Source organism: Vibrio tapetis subsp. quintayensis, assembly GCF_030409945.1.
Classification (GTDB): domain Bacteria; phylum Pseudomonadota; class Gammaproteobacteria; order Enterobacterales; family Vibrionaceae; genus Vibrio; species Vibrio quintayensis.
On record NZ_JAUFQV010000012.1, the window covers coordinates 208,824 to 225,104 of the forward strand.

The window sequence follows — 16,281 nt, forward strand, 5'->3', positions numbered from 1 at the left end:
AAAGTGGATTAAATTAAGTAAAAGTTAAAAAAAGCACTCGAAATGAGTGCTTTTTTTATGTGTTTATTGTGATTTATACATAATAATATGTCCGCAAGGATCTCATTTAAAACATTTTTAGTAAACATTCAAAAACCACTTGAATAAAAGGGAGAACGGAGCGAGTATCCAGCGAACTACTCAATGCACTGACCAATGTTAGCCAAATGAACATGAACCAATTTGATTCTTTATTGCCACCACAAATGGCAGAACGCGCCGCTGAAATCGGGGTTGGTAAAGCAACCAAAGATCCAATGAAAGCCTTTTTACTCGCCATTACAGCGGGCTTACACATAGGCATCGCGTTTTTGTTTTATACAACGATCACAACGGGGGCAGAGAGCTTACCTTGGGGGTTTACTCGGTTCATTGGGGGGATCGCATTTAGTTTAGGCTTGGTGCTGGTTATCATTACTGGTGGTGAACTGTTCACCAGTTCGGTTCTTACCCTAGTGGCACGAGCAAGTGGAAAGATCAGTTGGACAAACTTGATTAAGCACTGGGGCATTGTTTATTTTGGCAACATGGTGGGTGCCATTTTGTTAGTGGGTTTAATGCTCACTGCAAAGCAGTACATGTTCGATAGTGGACAAGTAGGCATTAATACCATGCATATTGCTCAGCATAAATTGCACCATGGATTTTGGCAGGCCGTAGCGTTAGGCATTATGTGTAATGTATTGGTATGCATTGGCGTATGGATGACATTTAGTGGAAGAACGTTAACGGACAAAATAGTGGTGCTGGTTTTGCCTGTTGCTATGTTTGTTTCCGCAGGGTTCGAGCACTGCATTGCCAATATGTTTCAAGTGCCAATGGCCATCGGTATCAAAACTTTTGCATCGCCCGAGTTTTGGCAAATGACGGGGACCAATGCGGCGGACTTTGCTGATTTGAATATGGTTGGGTTTGTCCTTAATAATCTCATACCCGTAACGCTTGGTAATATCATCGGGGGTGGTGTGTTCGTTGGTATGGCCTATTGGCTCATTTACCTGCGAGATTAGTGTGTTGTTTCTTTACTAGACTGACAGAAAGCTGAATGGTGTAACGAGAGCCTCGCTATTGCGGGGCTTTATTGTAATTAGATTTCGCTAACGTGTTGTATCTGCATAAGGTTATCCACAATTTCTGTGGATAACCTAGTTAACACTCGTTTCGACGAGAGAGTGCATAGAGTTGAAAGAAGATTTATCGCAGGAGTAATGACGTAAACGTGGGCTGTTTTTCGTTGAAACCAAATGCAACAAATTGATTATTCTAATTTGGAAGCGTCAGTGTTTTCGTGCTGTTATCAAAAAATTAGTACTTAACTAATTGAATTTAATAAGTTGTTGTGCGTTTTAAAATTCCTATCGTTTAACCGACAATATAGTTTGACATAAGATGATGTTAACAAGAATTAAACCGTAAAGAGTTGATAGTTTAGAGTATCTAATCAAATTTAAAGTGATTAAAAATTAAACAATGCAATTCTAAGAACTGCTGCCAAATGGGTGAATAGTTATTCGTCCTTCTTTAGTGATGCTTCTTCTCAAGCAAAGCTGCAGTGAAATAGTAACGGATACCGTTAACATGACGAATATCGCAATGAGGATCAGAAGTTGATATTTGATGGCGATGATAGGGCTAGCGCCGCCTAATATCTGTCCCGTCATCATTCCGGGTAGCGTGACAAGACCGGTGGTGCTCATCGAAGCCAAAATTGGAGCGAGAGCTTTTTGCATTGCTGCTTTAACAAAGGGGGCGCTTGCATAGAGCGGAGAAGCGCCAAGTGAGAGTGCTCCCTCATATTCAGATTTACGCTCATTAAACGCCGAAAATAGATTCTGCAGTGCCACGATATTACCTGCAAGGCTGTTACCAAGTAGCATGCCGCAAAGAGGAATCACATATTGAGCACTGTAAAATGGAGCTGGGCGTATGATAGCAAGGCAAAGTATTACGATAAGAGGAAAGAGCCCGGCAATGAGCCCAAGTACTACTGGCCATAAGAGCACGCTCTTAGGTAATTTTGATTTGTCTAGGATTGCACTGGCACCAATGAGAACCATGACCGAGACCCATACGAGGTTGAGCAATAAGCTATTAAGTGTGAATACAAATTCTAAGTACAGCCCCACCAGCAAAAGCTGAGACACCATACGAATCACACTAACCGACATCTCTTTCCCAAGCTCAAGTTGATAGAAATGATTTAAAGCATAGGGAATGAACAGTGTTGTGCTAAATAGCAGCATTTGCCACCAGGTAATATCGAGAGCTTCTTGCATACCTAACTCGTTGAATCTATTTTTTCCATTATATCGACAAACGCTCAGAAAAGAGAATTTTCGTGAGCGAAAGGCGATTTTCTATATTGCTTTCTGGTAACAATCTCGTAACAAGTGGCCGGCTTTAACGTGATAAAACGGGAAGTATTGGCCGACTTTATCTACTCATAAAGTGTTACTTTGGTGTGATTTACGTGCTTCAAGTTAACGATTTTGCTGCTATATTAACAATTGAGTAACCATAACAATTCTTCACATCTATTCACATATTTACACATGAAATGGTAATTAAATACAACTCTGTGTCACCTCAAAAAAGTGTTGTGTAGCAAGAGTTAAAGCTGACTAATTCATTGATGAATGCGATTGTCATGTTCTAAAATTTACCAATACGAGATGTGAGTGTACTTGGTCTTAGGACGGGGTATAAAAAAATTAATCACTTCAATAGCAGGCAAATGTATGAGTAATGTTAATAACGTAGCGGAGAAAGAAAGTCGCACTCTAGAGTGGAAGTCATTCTTACTGATCACCGTAGTTCTCTTCCCAGTTTTAAGTGTCGCCTTTGTGGGTGGGTACGGGTTCATCGTTTGGGCGATGCAAGTATTCTTCCTCGGTCCTCCAGGTGTACACGGTTAACCCCATTTTTATACGAATAATATAAAGAGAACGAATTATGAAAGCGTTTATTGTAAAAATCTGGCGAACGTTAACTCGCCCAGCGGTTCACATCAGTTTAGGTGTGCTGACCATGGGTGGGTTCATCGCAGGTGTTATCTTCTGGGGTGGTTTTAATACCGCATTAGAAGCGACAAATACCGAAGAGTTCTGTGTGAGCTGTCATACCATGCGCGACAACGTGTATGTTGAGCTTCAAGAAACGGTGCACTGGAAGAATACTTCTGGCGTAAGAGCAACGTGTCCTGATTGTCACGTACCCCATGAGTGGACCGCAAAAATTGCACGTAAGATGCAAGCTTCTAAAGAAGTATTTGCGCAAGTATTTGGCGACTTAGGTACACCAGAGAAATTTGAAGAACGTCGTATTGAATTGGCTAAACATGAATGGGATCGTTTTTCTGCTAACAAATCTCTAGAGTGTAAAAACTGTCACAATTACGATTCAATGGACTTCGACAACATGCGCCCAACAGCGCGTATTCAAATGAAGAATGCGGCTGAACGTGACCAAAGTTGTGTTGATTGTCATAAAGGCATTGCGCATAACTTACCGAAAAACATGGACAGCTCTGGCGGTATGATTGGTGAGCTTGAGCAACTCGCTTCAAATACAGATTATTCTGCAGGTAACAACCTAACGAGTGTGCGTCATCTTCCTATGTATGAAGATGCTGACATGACAGTAGAAGCTGGTTTGTTAAACCCGGCATCTACAGTGAAAGTTGTGGACGAAAAAGGCGAAGCCGTTCAAATTGAAATTGCGGGTTGGCGTAAAGCGAAAGGCTTTGGTCGTGTAATCCAAGAAGACTTTGGCTTGAATATTCCAGTCGGCTCACTATTAAAAGAAACCGCGACTAACGAAAATATGGTTCAAACATTTGAAACCAAAGAAGACGACCTAACGGGTCTACCTTGGCAGCGTGTTTCTACCAAGCTTTGGATGAAGAAAGAAGCGATGTTAGCTGACGTAACGCCTATCTGGGAAAAAGCCGGTCAAGCGTACCAAACAAATTGTTCTGTTTGTCACACACAACCTGCTGAAGCTCACTTCACCGCAAATGGTTGGCCGGGCATGTTTAACGGTATGTTGGCATTCGTAAACTTTGACAGGGATAGTGAAGCGCTTGTGCTTAAGTATCTACAAAAACACTCTTCAGATTTCGCTGAAGGCGATCACTAAACGTCACACGGAGTATAATTAATGTCTATTACACGAAGAAGTTTTCTTAAAGGTGTAGCAACGACCAGTGCGGCGTCAGTAATTGGTCCTAGCCTATTGGCTTCAGCCTCAGCGAATGCTGCAGAAACAACGGGAACCTGGAAAGTGTCTGGTTCTCACTGGGGCGCATTCCGCGCCCACATCTACGGTGGCAAGGTTCAAGAGATCAAGCCACTAGAAATGGATACGCATCCAACAGAAATGCTAAATGGCGTTAAGGGAATTATTTATAGCCCTTCACGTGTGCGTTACCCAATGGTTCGCCTTGATTGGCTGAAAAAGCACAAATACTCGGGCGAGACACGCGGTAATAACCGTTTCGTACGTGTAACTTGGGATGAAGCATTAGATCTTTTCTACCGTGAGTTAGAGCGCGTACAAAAAGATTACGGTCCTTGGGCTTTGCACGCAGGCCAAACTGGCTGGCGTCAAACGGGTCAATTCCATAGTTGTACAAGCCACATGCAACGTGCTGTGGGCATGCATGGTAACTTCATCACGAAAGTAGGAGACTACTCGACCGGTGCGGGCCAAACTATCATGCCGTACGTGCTTGGTTCTACAGAAGTGTACGCACAAGGTACCTCTTGGTCTGAAATCCTAGAGCACAGCGACAACATCGTGTTGTGGGCTACCGATCCGGTGAAAAACCTGCAGGTAGGTTGGAACTGTGCAACGCATGAAGCGTACCCATACCTAGATCAGCTAAAAGAAAAAGTTGCCGCTGGTAAAGTGAACGTTATCTCTGTTGACCCAGTGAAAAACAAAACTCAGCGCTTCTTAGGCAATGACCACATGTACATCAACCCGCAGACTGATGTGGCGTTTATGATGGCAGTGGCACACACGTTATATAATGAAGACCTGTACGACAAAGAGTTTATTAAAACGTACTGTCTTGGTTTCGATGATTTCATCGGATACGTGAAAGGCGAAACAAAAGACAAAGTTGAGAAAACGCCTGAGTGGGCCGCTGAAATCTGTGGTGTAGAAGCCGATAAGATCCGCGACTTTGCTCGTATGCTTGTAAATGGTCGTACACAGCTGCTGTTTGGTTGGTGTATTCAGCGTCAAGAGCACGGTGAGCAGCCTTACTGGGCTGGTGCTGTGGTCGCTGCGATGTTGGGCCAAATTGGTCTGCCTGGTGGTGGCATCTCTTACGGGCACCATTATTCAGGTATCGGTGTTCCATCAACGGGCTTTGCTGCTCCTGGTGGCTTCCCACGGAACCTAGACCAAGGTATGAAACCAAAATGGGACAACAACGATTTTAACGGTTACAGCCGTACCATCCCTGTTGCGCGTTGGATTGATTGCTTGCTAGAGCCAGGGAAAGAGATCCGTTACAACGGCAACAAAGTGAAGCTTCCTGATTACAAAATGATGGTGATTTCGGGTAACAACCCGTGGCACCACCATCAAGACCGTAACAGAATGAAGAAAGCGTTCCAAAAACTGCAAACTGTGGTGACGGTTGAATTTGCGTGGACGGCAACATGTCGCTTCTCAGATATCGTACTACCAGCTTGTACGCAGTGGGAGCGTAATGATATCGACGTAATGGGTTCATACTCGGGTCGTGGTTTGCTAGCGATGCATAAACTGGTTGATCCCGTGTTCCAGTCACGTTCTGACTTCGACATCTTTACTGAACTTTCGCGTCGTTTTGGTCGACACAAAGAATACACACGCGGCATGGATGAAATGGAGTGGGTACGTTCACTTTATTCTGATTGCCGTAATGCGAACAAAGGCAAGTTTGACATGCCTGAGTTTGATGAGTTCTGGGAAAAAGGGGTGCTGGACTTCGGTACCGGTAAACCTTGGGTTCGTCATGCGGACTTCCGTAAAGATCCAGAGATCAATGCACTGGGTACACCATCTGGTTTCATTGAAATCTCAAGCCGTACGATTGGCCGTATGGATTATGAACACTGTCAGAATCACCCTATGTGGTTTGAAAAAACAGAACGTTCTCACGGTGGCCCTGGTTCAAGTAAGCACCCATTCTGGTTACAATCCTGTCACCCAGATAAGCGTTTGCACTCACAAATGTGTGAATCCGAAGAGTTCCGTGCAACGTACGCGGTTCAAGGTCGTGAGCCTGTTTACATCAACCCAGTTGATGCAAAAGAAAAAGGCATTAAAGATGGCGACCTAGTACGCGTATTCAATGACCGTGGTCAATTACTTGCAGGTGCTGTGGTAACAGACAGCTACCCACAAGGCGTGATCCGAATTGAAGAAGGCGCATGGTACGGCCCATTAAACGAAAAAGTAGGTGCAATTTGTACTTACGGCGATCCAAACACACTGACGATGGACATTCCAACCTCTGAATTGGCTCAAGCAACCTCAGCAAATACTTGCTTGGCTGACTTTGAGAAATTCACAGGAACTGTACCGCCAGTGACCTCGTTCGGCGGACCGATCGAAGTCAGTTAGTGTCTGATTTACTTTTTTAACAGATGGCCTGCTAGCGATAGTAGGCCATTTTTTTATTGGTATCATTTTAATCTTCTGGTGGGTGTTTAAGTGGTGCGATACGGTAAACTTGTAGTTTAGTTACAAAAATTTCGTTTAAGGAATAGATATCGCATTGAGCATGATTTACTGTAGGTTTTGATTGTCATCTTATTGATTTTTATCTATTTAAGTTGCATTGGAAGCTTAAATATTTGATATCAACATGCTGGTGTTTAAAGGGGGTTTATTTGATTAATGGTGATTTATTACTGAATTAAATTCGAGATCTGGTTAGTATAGCGGCTCATTTTTATACGCGTTTTAGCGTTTTGAGGGGCTATGAGTCAACCTACAGATAAATATAGTATAGAAAATACCGACTATACAGTTGGTCAAGATAATGTTCAAAAATGGGGGTTTGATGTTCACAACCCTGTCTTCGGCGTTAGTGCCGGTCTCATTCTTCTTTTTTTAGTGGCCCTCCTTGTTGTAGACCCTTCCACTGCAAAAAGTGCGTTAGATGGTGCTAAATGGCAAATCATTGGAAGCTTTGATTCGCTCTTTATGTGGTCAGGTAACATCTTCCTGATCTTCTGTATCGGCTTAGTTTTTTCTCCGTTTGGTAAAATTCGTATTGGTGGTAAAGACGCCAAACCAGATCATTCTGGCATGTCATGGATCGCGATGTTATTTGCGGCGGGCATGGGTATCGGTTTGATGTTTTGGGGGGTAGCAGAGCCTGTTGCTTATTTTACCGGTTGGTATGAAACACCACTGGGCGTTGAAGCTTTTTCCGATGAAGCGAAGAAAGCCGCGTTGGGTGCGACAATGTTCCACTGGGGTCTTCACCCTTGGGCTATTTATGCTGTGGTTGGTCTTTCTATGGCGTTTTTTGCCTTCAATAAGGGCCTACCATTATCAATACGTTCCGTCTTTTATCCGCTGCTCGGCGACAAAACCTGGGGCTGGTTCGGGCACATTATCGACATATTGGCGGTACTCGCGACACTATTTGGCCTGGCAACCTCTTTAGGGTTGGGGGCTCAGCAAGCGGCGAGTGGCATTAGCCATGTGTTCGGTGTTGAAGCAACCATTTACCTACAACTTGGCGTCATTCTGTTTGTTACTACGCTTGCGGTGTTCTCGGTTGTACGTGGTATCGACGGCGGTGTTAAGGTGTTGAGTAATATTAACTTACTGGCAGCACTTGCATTACTATTGGTCGTGATCGCGGCGGGTATTACCATATTCTTCGATTCGTTGTTTTTGACGGTGACAGGTTATATTGAAAATATCTTGCCGTTGAGTAACCCTCATGGTCGTGAAGATGAAGCTTGGATGCACGGTTGGACGGTATTTTACTGGGCTTGGTGGATTTCATGGTCACCTTGTGTTGGTATGTTTATCGCTCGCGTTTCTCGTGGGCGCACTGTTCGAGAGTTCGTGACCGCGGTTATTGTAATTCCTACCAGTATTACTTTTGTTTGGATGTCTGCATTTGGTGGTATGGCAATTGATCAGGTAGTGAACAAGGTTGGTGAACTGGGTCAGAATGGTTTGTCGGATTTAACTCTGTCACTATTTTATGCGTATGAAGCGATGCCAATGAGTTCAATTTTGTCGTTTTTATCGATTATCTTGATTATGGTGTTTTTCATTACGTCATCAGATTCAGCATCATTGGTTATCGACAGTATTACATCCGGTGGCAAAGTAGATGCACCTGTGCCTCAACGCATTTTCTGGGCATCGACGGAAGGCGCGATTGCTGCTGTATTACTATGGGTCGGCGGTACTGAAGCGATACAGGCTCTGCAAGCAGGAACGATATCAACGGGTTTACCGTTTACCATAATCTTATTGGTGATGTGTGTGAGCCTAGTACTTGGTATGAAAACAGAGCTTGAGAAATACAAGCCAGCTTACGCACAAGCTTAATATTTACATGTGCTGCTAAAGCTGAATTACAAAATGGCCCGCTGATGATAGCGGGCTATTTTTTTAGTTATGGGGCTACCTGAATTAAGAGAGCGGAACTTCGATGCGATTTAATGTAGGAACGTTTTGAGCCCGTTATCGCACGTAGCGTTGAGATCGCCAGCCGGATTAATGAGGTGAGGCAAAATCTTCGGCAAGTTAAGCTCAATGTCTTTATCTTTGACTTCGCCAATTACCGTGTTGTACCAACCTAATAACCCCAATACCGCATAGCCAATAGCGTCATCATTTTCGTTGTTTTCGATAATGATTTGAAGGAAACGTAATACCGCTAAATCGCTAGAGGTGGCTTGCTCTAATGTTTCGTTATAAATATCAGTTATCTCGCCAACTAGGCCAGTAAACTCCGTTTCGATTGCAACGTTAAATGACCCACCATCAACGGAAATTCTCATATTTTCTACCCTGTTATTTCTATTGTGCGAAAGCTTACCGAATGACACAGCCCTTGTCGCTACAAAGGCATCGTTATTTTAGAAAATGGGATGGCAACCGATTCACATCGACACGATTGGTATTAATCTAATGGCTCTCGAGAGCGTCTTCGGGCATGGCGCTTTTTCGGGCGTGACTAATAGCGTCCCAAATTTGGTCGGGTAGTTGTGGGTGTGATGCCATGAATTGATGACTGAAAATCAAATAATAGTCTTTGGTGACAATCGCAGGGCTCACTCGTTCTACATTGGTCCAATTCTTTTCTTTAAGGAACTTTTCGGCGATTGTATCTTGAATTGCAACGGTCGTTAAACGGTGGGAACGGAGCATTCTAAAAAGCTGCTCGGTGGTTTTAACTTCATGAACGTTGACGTTTTTATCTTGGAGTACATTGACAATCGAATACCCCAAATGAGCGCCAACCATCTGTTGTGACTCCTGTAAATGTTCGAGCGTAATGTCTTGAGTGTTGCCTTTTAGTTGATAGTAGTAATATCCGATTGTGGCGATGCGTCGGCTTCTATCCGGCTGTTCGCCAATCATTGGGTAATGGGCGTATTGTGCGCGATCTGAATTGTAGGAAAAAATGAAGCCGCCATCGACGGTGCCTTTTTGAATATCGTGTAACACTCGCTTGCCTGGAAACCGAACATATTTTAAATCGACATCTATTTTCTCTGTGGCTAGATTGATGATGTCGAGGGCCAAACCGGGTTCGTTAGGTATTTTTCGGCCATTACCGAGCTGAAAAGGGTGTGACTCAACGTCTGAATAGGCGAGTTGGAGCGTAACCGACGCAAAAAGTGAGGTTGGTAAGAGTACAAGGGTCAACGTAATGCACAACCGGGCTATAAATTGGTTCATTTCTTACTCCTATCTATATCTAATAGAATAGAAGAGTGTGATGGTTTTTTCAGTAAATACTGTCAGTTAATGAGATCTTCTTTCAATATTATAATTACTTATAAGTTAAAGAGTAAGCTGCTGTTTGTATATGCATCGCTTGAAGTGTGTCTTTCAAACAGCAAGCTTTCAATGTGTTACATCTCAAATAAGAAGTAATACCCATACCCTACTATTAGTGCGGGAACGGCGGAATAAAAGGTCGCTACTAACGCGGCTTTTGGTGCAAGGGCGATCGCAGGGAATAGCGCATCACCGTCATTTGATATTGCATTGGCGATTTGAGTAGAAAACGGCACGGCTCCGGTTAAATACATGCTTGTCACCAATATTTGAGGGCCACAACCGGGCAATAAACCTACGGCTAAGCCGACTAACGGCATGAATACTCCCCAACCAGAAAAGGTCTCTTGTAGGTTAACTTGAGTAAAGAAGGTGGTCAGCTCGAAAGCAAGAAACGCAACAATCACCCATGCACTGACAAAGTTGGTATCTTGTGCGGCTTTTTGAATAGGATGAGAGGAAATGCATTTATTATCTTCCGATACTGTTGAGCGATAATCTTCAATTTCTTTTGTTAACGACCAAAGCAGCATAGAGGCAATCGCAAATAAGCAACCGGCCCATTCAATAGTGTTGTCCGGTAGAGATGCTAGATGATTGACATCTACCTGAAATGAACCCAGTACCGCAATGATCGTCGCGGGTACAATTAGCACTTTCCAAAATAGCCCTTGTAAGTTGATGGCTTTGTTTTCCATCGCAGAATGACCGACGTTTTCTTTCCCACAAGACTGAATAATAGAATCAGACGCAGATTTGATCTCCGGACGTAGAAAGTCGTCTTTATGTATTTTGTTAACGATAAGCCCTGAGACAAAACCGACGACAACGCCGATGGCAATCACCCCTAATCCGGTGCTTGGTTGGCTTGCTAGCAGCAAAAACGCGGCGTCACCCATGGTGGAGGTTAATACGGCAACAATGGCACCAAAACCCACGCGTCCGCTAATGAATTGGGTTGTAACGACTATCGCTCCTCCGCAACCAGGCAGAGCACCAAGTAAGGATGCAAACAAAACCTGATAAGTACGAGATCCATTATAGAGTTTCGTCACGGGGTTGTTTTTATTTATCCACTGCGACAGGTAGTGATAAATCACGAGCGTAAAAGCGACGTAGGCAGATACGGCCCAAAAGGCATCAGATAGGGTGGCGACGGTGACGTCTCTTGTGGTTTCAGAGGCGATTAACGCAATGAGCGCAACAGGCAAAATGAGACGTTTATGAGACAGTTTGAACTGATTTATCGAAAATGAATTCGAGCGAAACAAAGAATGAATGTACGGCATATTAACCCCAAAGCAATGCGAATAATTCCCATTATATGCAAATGAGAATTATTATCAATAACTTCATTGCGTAATGTTTACAATTTTTTTGCGACGCTAATAACTTGTTTCTCGCCGCTTTGTACCGCTTTTGACCAAAGTAGAAGGGGGAATTGATGTACAACGAATGACAAACTGCAAAAATCCAGTAAAATATAGGGTTGAGAATTTAACAAGGTCGATGATGTCGGCCAAAATAATGAATTGTATAGGAAGAAAAATGATTCTAGTTGTTGGTCATAAAAACCCAGATAGCGATAGCATTTGTAGCGCACTTGTAGCAACGGAGTTGTTGAAAGCTCGCGGTTTAGAAGCTAAGCCAATTCGCCAAGGCGAGATCAACCGCGAAACTCAGCACATTCTTGAAGTGGCTGATGCTCCAACTCCTGAGCTTTGTACTTCTGTTGCTGGTGAGAAAATCTGGCTAGTAGATTACTCTGATCTAGCTCAAGCGCCTGATGACGTTGCTGACGCTGAAATTCTAGGTATTGTTGATCATCACCGCCTAGGTGATGTCATGACAGTGAATCCAATGGAAGCGTGGATTTGGCCTGTTGGCTGTACTAACACTGTGTTGTTCAACATGTACAAAATTGAAGGTCACGCGATCTCTGAGCAAATTGCAAAACTGATGATGTCTGCAATCTTGTCAGACACAGTAGGCTTTGCTTCGCCTACTTGTACTCAAAAAGATAAAGACGCAGTAACAGAGTTGGCAGAAATCGCAGGTGTGACCGACCTAGACACATTTATCAAAGAGCTATTGATTGCAAAAACAAACATTGAAGGTTTGTCTGCAGCAGAGCTTGTTGAAAAAGACCTTAAGGGTTACCCATTCAACGGTCGTGATGTTGTTGTTGGCCAAGTTGAGCTGGCGACTCTTGAGCAAGTAGACGGCATGATCGAAGCATTAGAAGCGGACCTAACTCGCCGTTGTGATGAAGATGGCCTAGCGTTTGCCGCTGTGATGCTTACAGACATTACCACAGCACAGACTCGCCTAATTTATAAAGGTGAGTGGGCGGCTAAGCTTGTTAAGCATGAGAAAGAAGGCATGCTTATGATGGAAAACACCCTAAGCCGTAAAAAGCAGGGTTGGCCGTGGCTACAAGGTGAGTTGGTATAATTACCTACTTACTGCAATAGTTTTTAACGCCTGCTGATTTATCGGTAGGCGTTTTTATTTTATAAAGGTTAAAGCTATGACTAAACAACTGGATGCTGCGCAAATTGAAACCATTAACAAATACGATGGTGAACAGCGTTTTAACTACTGTATTAAAGAAATCGTTGCTAATCGCCAAGTGTGGATCTTAAAAGATGAGCACGGTTGTGTCATGCTAAACACAGAAGAAGACGACTGTGTGCCAGTATGGCCAAATCAAGAATTTGCTGCGGCGTGGGCTACTGGTGAGTGGGAAGCGTGTGTTCCTGAAGCTATCTCTCTAAACAAGTGGCATAGCCGTTGGACGACAGGCTTAGAAGATGATGAACTTTCTGTTGTTGTGTTTCCAAACCAACAAGAGGAAGGTGTGATCATCTTCCCTGATGAATTTGATTTTGAATTGAAGAAACAATCTTCAAAGCAAAAATAATTCAAAGATTAAGGGCATTAAATATGCTCTTTTTTTTCGTTTGTGCATCAAGACATCCAACCACTTAACTGAACAGCAAAATATTAGATGCCATTTGGCTTATAAACTTTTATCCTACAACTGTTTTTAAAAGGGAAAAAGAATAATGATTATCAAACCAAGAATTCGTGGTTTTATTTGTACCACAACACATCCAGTTGGCTGCGAAGCAAATGTAAAAGAACAGATTGCCTTCACAAAAGAGAAAGGCACTATCGAGAATGCACCTAAACGTGTGCTAGTGATCGGTTCTTCAAGCGGCTATGGCCTGTCTTCTCGTATTGCTGCTGCGTTTGGTGGTGGTGCTTCTACGATTGGTGTTTTCTTTGAAAAAGCAGGGACTGAGAAAAAGCCGGGCACGGCTGGCTGGTACAACACCGCCGCTTTCGATAAGTTCGCTAAAGAAGAAGGCCTATATTCAAAAAGCCTAAACGGTGATGCTTTCTCTAACGAAGCGAAGCAAAAGACAATTGATTTGATCAAAGAAGATCTTGGTCAAATAGACATGGTGGTTTACTCACTAGCGTCACCTGTTCGTAAAATGCCTGAAACTGGCGAGGTGATTCGCTCATCTCTAAAACCAATTGGTGATACATACACATCGACTGCCGTTGATACCAACAAAGATCTGCTTATTGAAGCAAGCATTGAGCCTGCATCAGAGCAAGAAATCCAAGACACGGTTACCGTTATGGGTGGCGAAGATTGGGAACTGTGGGTACAAGCACTTTCTGAGGCCGGCGTTCTTGCAGAAGGTTGTAAGACGGTTGCTTACAGCTACATCGGTACAGAGCTAACTTGGCCTATCTATTGGGATGGCGCGCTAGGTAAAGCTAAGATGGATTTAGACCGTGCAGCAAAAGCGCTAGACGAGAAGCTAGGTCAAACTGGTGGTAGCGCAAATGTTGCGGTACTTAAATCAGTCGTGACTCAAGCAAGTTCTGCGATTCCTGTTATGCCTTTGTACATCGCAATGGTATTTAAGAAGATGCGTGAAGAAGGAGTACACGAAGGTTGTATGCAACAAATCTATCGCATGTTTAGCGAGCGTCTATATAAAGCAGACGGCAGCGCGGCAGAAGTAGATGAATGTAACCGCCTACGTCTTGATGACTGGGAATTACGTGAAGATATCCAGCAACACTGTCGTGACCTATGGCCACAAATCACCACTGAAAACCTAAAAGAACTAACAGACTACGTTGAGTACAAAGAAGAGTTCTTGAAGTTGTTTGGTTTCGGTTGTGAAGGCGTAGATTACGAAGCAGACGTTGCAACAGACGTTCAATTCGACGTTCAAGATATCTAACAGATCTTAGATGAAAACAAAAAGGCGCTCATGACGAGCGCTTTTTTTTAAGCGAAGTACTAAAAGCGAAGTACTAAAAGCGAAGTACTTCGCCTTAGCCCTTCGCTCAAGTCAGTATGATTAGTACTGTGCCTGCTAGGGTCATCAATATATTCGCGATAGCGTAGGTGCCTGCATAACCAAGAGCCGGAATAGTTGATTTGGCTTGTTCGTTTACCACATCCATTGCTGGGCCACACGTACGGGCACCGACGATGGCGCCTATTAGCAAAGCTCGGTTCATTTTAAGAATGTAGGCTCCTACCAAATAAGCGACCATTACAGGTATCACGCTGATCAATAGGCTCACAGCGATGATCTGAGGGCCAACTTCGGCCATGTATTTGAAAATACTGTCACCGGCGCTTAAACCGATTCCAACCATAAAGAACATTAACCCTAGATCTTTCACCATATTCAGTGCCCCCTGAGGGACATAGCCAAAAGTAGGGTGGTTAGCTCGCAAGAAACCAAGGGTGATCCCTGCCAATAATAGGCCAACCGCGTTACCAAGACCGAAAGTGACTTGCCCAAAGGTCATGGTAATAAGGCCGAATAAAATGCCCAGAATAAAGAAGCTACAGAAGGCCAATAAGTCGGCCATTTGGCTATGAATAGAAATGAAACCAATTCGCTCAGCTAAGCCAAATACACGGCTTTTCTCACCGCTGACTTGCAAGATGTCACCTTTCGCCAATACGATGTTTAAATCCATTGGCATTTCAATTTGAGCACGAACTACACGGTTAAGGAAACAGCCGTATTCAGCTAAGTTGAGATCTGACAGCTTCTTCCCTGCAATGCTGTCACTTTTAACCACGATCTCTTCTTCAACAACACGGAGGTCGAGTAGGTTACGATCGAATACTTCCTTGCCATTTCTAAAGCTTGGGTCCAGCCTAGCGTGACTGTCGGGGAAACCTACCAATGCAATTTCATCGCCTTCTTGCAAAATAGCATCGCCATCTGGGTGGGCAAGAATACCACTGCGACGGATGCGCTCAATGTAACAGCCTGTTTGTCGGTAGATACCCAATTCACGCAAGTTTTTGCCATCGGTCCATGCCACCAGTTCGGGGCCAACACGATAGGCTCGTATGATTGGTAGGTACACTTTACGTTGAGCACTCGAGTCTAACCCGCGTTCTTGAGCAATTTGAGTCGCTGAATCATGTAGGTTTTGCTTTTGTAATCTAGGCAGTAACTTGACCAACAAAATCATGCTAGTAAGACCGACTAAATAGGCAATCGCATAACCAACTGAAATGTTCTCACGTACTTTCTCCATCGTCATTCCTTCAGGAATGGTCGCCAGGCCCGTCTTCAGGGCATCTTGAGCCCCTACTAGGATTGGCGTGGATGTAAGTGACCCCGCCATCATGCCAGCAGAAAAACCAAAATCGAGTTGAAGGTATTGATTAACGAATACTGAAATAGCTAATGCCGTAACGAGTAAGGTTAAGCTAAGGATGAAATAGTGCTTACCGTCGCGAAAGAAAATGCCGAAGAAGTTCGGGCCTGCTTCTATACCAACACAATAAATGAACAGCATAAAGCCAATAGTGAGTGCGTCCGCATTGAAGCTAAAGCCAAGGTTGCCCATGAAAATAGCACTGATAAGAACGCCAATGGCACTGCCTAATTGGAGCCGGCCGAACTGAATTTTTCCAATGGCTAACCCAATAGCAAGTACTAAAAAAATCAATAAGATAGGGTTTTGTTTAAGGAGAATAATAATATCTATATTCACTGCTTTAACTCAATCATTTTGCTGAGAAGGAGGAAGGTCTTTGTTGTGGTGAAGTGTAACTGAAAGTATAGGAAGTAAGAACCAGATTATGCCAATTTTACAGATTTATTTACTGTCAGAATTGCAAGTATAAAAAAAGCC

General features: G+C 43.6%; 13 protein-coding genes. 8 read left to right on the forward strand and 5 right to left on the reverse strand.

Features of this window, described 5'->3' with window-relative positions:
* Positions 1 to 206: 206 nt before the first annotated feature.
* Entirely contained in the window at positions 207 to 1,049 is an 843-nt protein-coding gene (focA, locus tag QWZ04_RS05780; protein ID WP_290325874.1) for a formate transporter FocA, read from the forward strand.
* Between the two features lie 468 nt (positions 1,050 to 1,517).
* On the opposite strand, the gene QWZ04_RS05785 is transcribed toward focA, so the two are convergent.
* Positions 1,518 to 2,315, reverse strand: a complete 798-nt coding sequence (locus QWZ04_RS05785; protein WP_290325877.1) for an ABC transporter permease — start codon at positions 2,313 to 2,315, stop codon at positions 1,518 to 1,520.
* A 462-nt stretch (positions 2,316 to 2,777) separates the two neighbouring features.
* Here QWZ04_RS05785 and torE point away from each other — a divergent pair, with 462 nt between their 5' ends.
* From torE to QWZ04_RS05805, 4 genes are all read left to right on the forward strand, one after another.
* The gene (gene torE, locus QWZ04_RS05790; protein ID WP_290325879.1) at positions 2,778 to 2,954 is read left to right on the forward strand and encodes a trimethylamine N-oxide reductase system protein TorE; all 177 of its coding nucleotides are present in this window, start codon (positions 2,778 to 2,780) and stop codon (positions 2,952 to 2,954) included.
* A 37-nt stretch (positions 2,955 to 2,991) separates the two neighbouring features.
* Positions 2,992 to 4,176 carry a pentaheme c-type cytochrome TorC gene (torC, locus tag QWZ04_RS05795; RefSeq protein ID WP_290325882.1) on the forward strand — a complete coding sequence of 395 codons (1,185 nt, stop codon included), beginning with the start codon at positions 2,992 to 2,994 and terminating at the stop codon, positions 4,174 to 4,176.
* 21 nt (positions 4,177 to 4,197) lie between these two features.
* Positions 4,198 to 6,660, forward strand: a complete 2,463-nt coding sequence (torA, locus tag QWZ04_RS05800) for a trimethylamine-N-oxide reductase TorA (RefSeq protein ID WP_290325884.1) — start codon at positions 4,198 to 4,200, stop codon at positions 6,658 to 6,660.
* Between the two features lie 360 nt (positions 6,661 to 7,020).
* The gene (locus QWZ04_RS05805) at positions 7,021 to 8,619 is read left to right on the forward strand and encodes a BCCT family transporter (RefSeq protein ID WP_290325886.1); all 1,599 of its coding nucleotides are present in this window, start codon (positions 7,021 to 7,023) and stop codon (positions 8,617 to 8,619) included.
* A gap of 110 nt (positions 8,620 to 8,729) precedes the next feature.
* Here QWZ04_RS05805 and QWZ04_RS05810 read toward each other — a convergent pair whose 3' ends face one another.
* The 3 genes from QWZ04_RS05810 to QWZ04_RS05820 all read right to left on the reverse strand — a co-directional run bounded on the left by QWZ04_RS05810 (position 8,730) and on the right by QWZ04_RS05820 (position 11,369).
* Positions 8,730 to 9,074, reverse strand: coding sequence for a hypothetical protein (locus QWZ04_RS05810; protein WP_290325888.1), 345 nt, complete (start codon positions 9,072 to 9,074; stop codon positions 8,730 to 8,732).
* Positions 9,075 to 9,201: 127 nt separating this feature from the next.
* On the reverse strand, positions 9,202 to 9,978 hold the full coding sequence (locus QWZ04_RS05815; RefSeq protein ID WP_290325891.1) for a substrate-binding periplasmic protein: 777 nt from the start codon (positions 9,976 to 9,978) through the stop codon (positions 9,202 to 9,204).
* Between the two features lie 176 nt (positions 9,979 to 10,154).
* A complete protein-coding gene (locus QWZ04_RS05820; RefSeq protein ID WP_290325893.1) occupies positions 10,155 to 11,369 on the reverse strand; it encodes a putative manganese transporter in 1,215 nt (404 codons plus the stop codon).
* Positions 11,370 to 11,628: 259 nt separating this feature from the next.
* Between QWZ04_RS05820 and QWZ04_RS05825 the strand changes: the two genes are divergently transcribed.
* The 3 genes from QWZ04_RS05825 (at position 11,629) to fabV (ending at position 14,351) form a co-directional block, all read left to right on the forward strand.
* Positions 11,629 to 12,534: a manganese-dependent inorganic pyrophosphatase gene (locus QWZ04_RS05825; RefSeq protein ID WP_290325895.1), complete on the forward strand. Its 906-nt coding sequence runs from the start codon at positions 11,629 to 11,631 to the stop codon at positions 12,532 to 12,534.
* Positions 12,535 to 12,610: 76 nt separating this feature from the next.
* Positions 12,611 to 13,003, forward strand: a complete 393-nt coding sequence (locus QWZ04_RS05830; protein ID WP_102521184.1) for a DUF2750 domain-containing protein — start codon at positions 12,611 to 12,613, stop codon at positions 13,001 to 13,003.
* A gap of 145 nt (positions 13,004 to 13,148) precedes the next feature.
* Positions 13,149 to 14,351, forward strand: a complete 1,203-nt coding sequence (gene fabV / locus QWZ04_RS05835) for an enoyl-ACP reductase FabV (RefSeq protein WP_290325902.1) — start codon at positions 13,149 to 13,151, stop codon at positions 14,349 to 14,351.
* Positions 14,352 to 14,457: 106 nt separating this feature from the next.
* Here the strand turns inward: fabV and QWZ04_RS05840 are convergent, their stop codons facing one another.
* Positions 14,458 to 16,140, reverse strand: a complete 1,683-nt coding sequence (locus QWZ04_RS05840) for an aspartate:alanine antiporter (protein ID WP_290325904.1) — start codon at positions 16,138 to 16,140, stop codon at positions 14,458 to 14,460.
* Between the last annotated feature and the right edge of the window lie 141 nt (positions 16,141 to 16,281).

Bases quoted from the DNA above. Each gene is read 5' to 3' on its own strand.
- QWZ04_RS05810 (WP_290325888.1), bottom strand. From the start codon at position 9,074: ATGAGAATTTCCGTTGATGGTGGGTCATTTAACGTTGCAATCGAAACG.
- QWZ04_RS05825 (WP_290325895.1), top strand. From the start codon at position 11,629: ATGATTCTAGTTGTTGGTCATAAAAACCCAGATAGCGATAGCATTTGT.
- QWZ04_RS05830 (WP_102521184.1), top strand. From the start codon at position 12,611: ATGACTAAACAACTGGATGCTGCGCAAATTGAAACCATTAACAAATAC.
- QWZ04_RS05785 (WP_290325877.1), bottom strand. From the start codon at position 2,315: ATGCAAGAAGCTCTCGATATTACCTGGTGGCAAATGCTGCTATTTAGC.
- focA (WP_290325874.1), top strand. From the start codon at position 207: ATGAACATGAACCAATTTGATTCTTTATTGCCACCACAAATGGCAGAA.
- QWZ04_RS05805 (WP_290325886.1), top strand. From the start codon at position 7,021: ATGAGTCAACCTACAGATAAATATAGTATAGAAAATACCGACTATACA.
- torA (WP_290325884.1), top strand. From the start codon at position 4,198: ATGTCTATTACACGAAGAAGTTTTCTTAAAGGTGTAGCAACGACCAGT.
- QWZ04_RS05815 (WP_290325891.1), bottom strand. From the start codon at position 9,978: ATGAACCAATTTATAGCCCGGTTGTGCATTACGTTGACCCTTGTACTC.
- fabV (WP_290325902.1), top strand. From the start codon at position 13,149: ATGATTATCAAACCAAGAATTCGTGGTTTTATTTGTACCACAACACAT.
- torC (WP_290325882.1), top strand. From the start codon at position 2,992: ATGAAAGCGTTTATTGTAAAAATCTGGCGAACGTTAACTCGCCCAGCG.
- QWZ04_RS05820 (WP_290325893.1), bottom strand. From the start codon at position 11,369: ATGCCGTACATTCATTCTTTGTTTCGCTCGAATTCATTTTCGATAAAT.
- torE (WP_290325879.1), top strand. From the start codon at position 2,778: ATGAGTAATGTTAATAACGTAGCGGAGAAAGAAAGTCGCACTCTAGAG.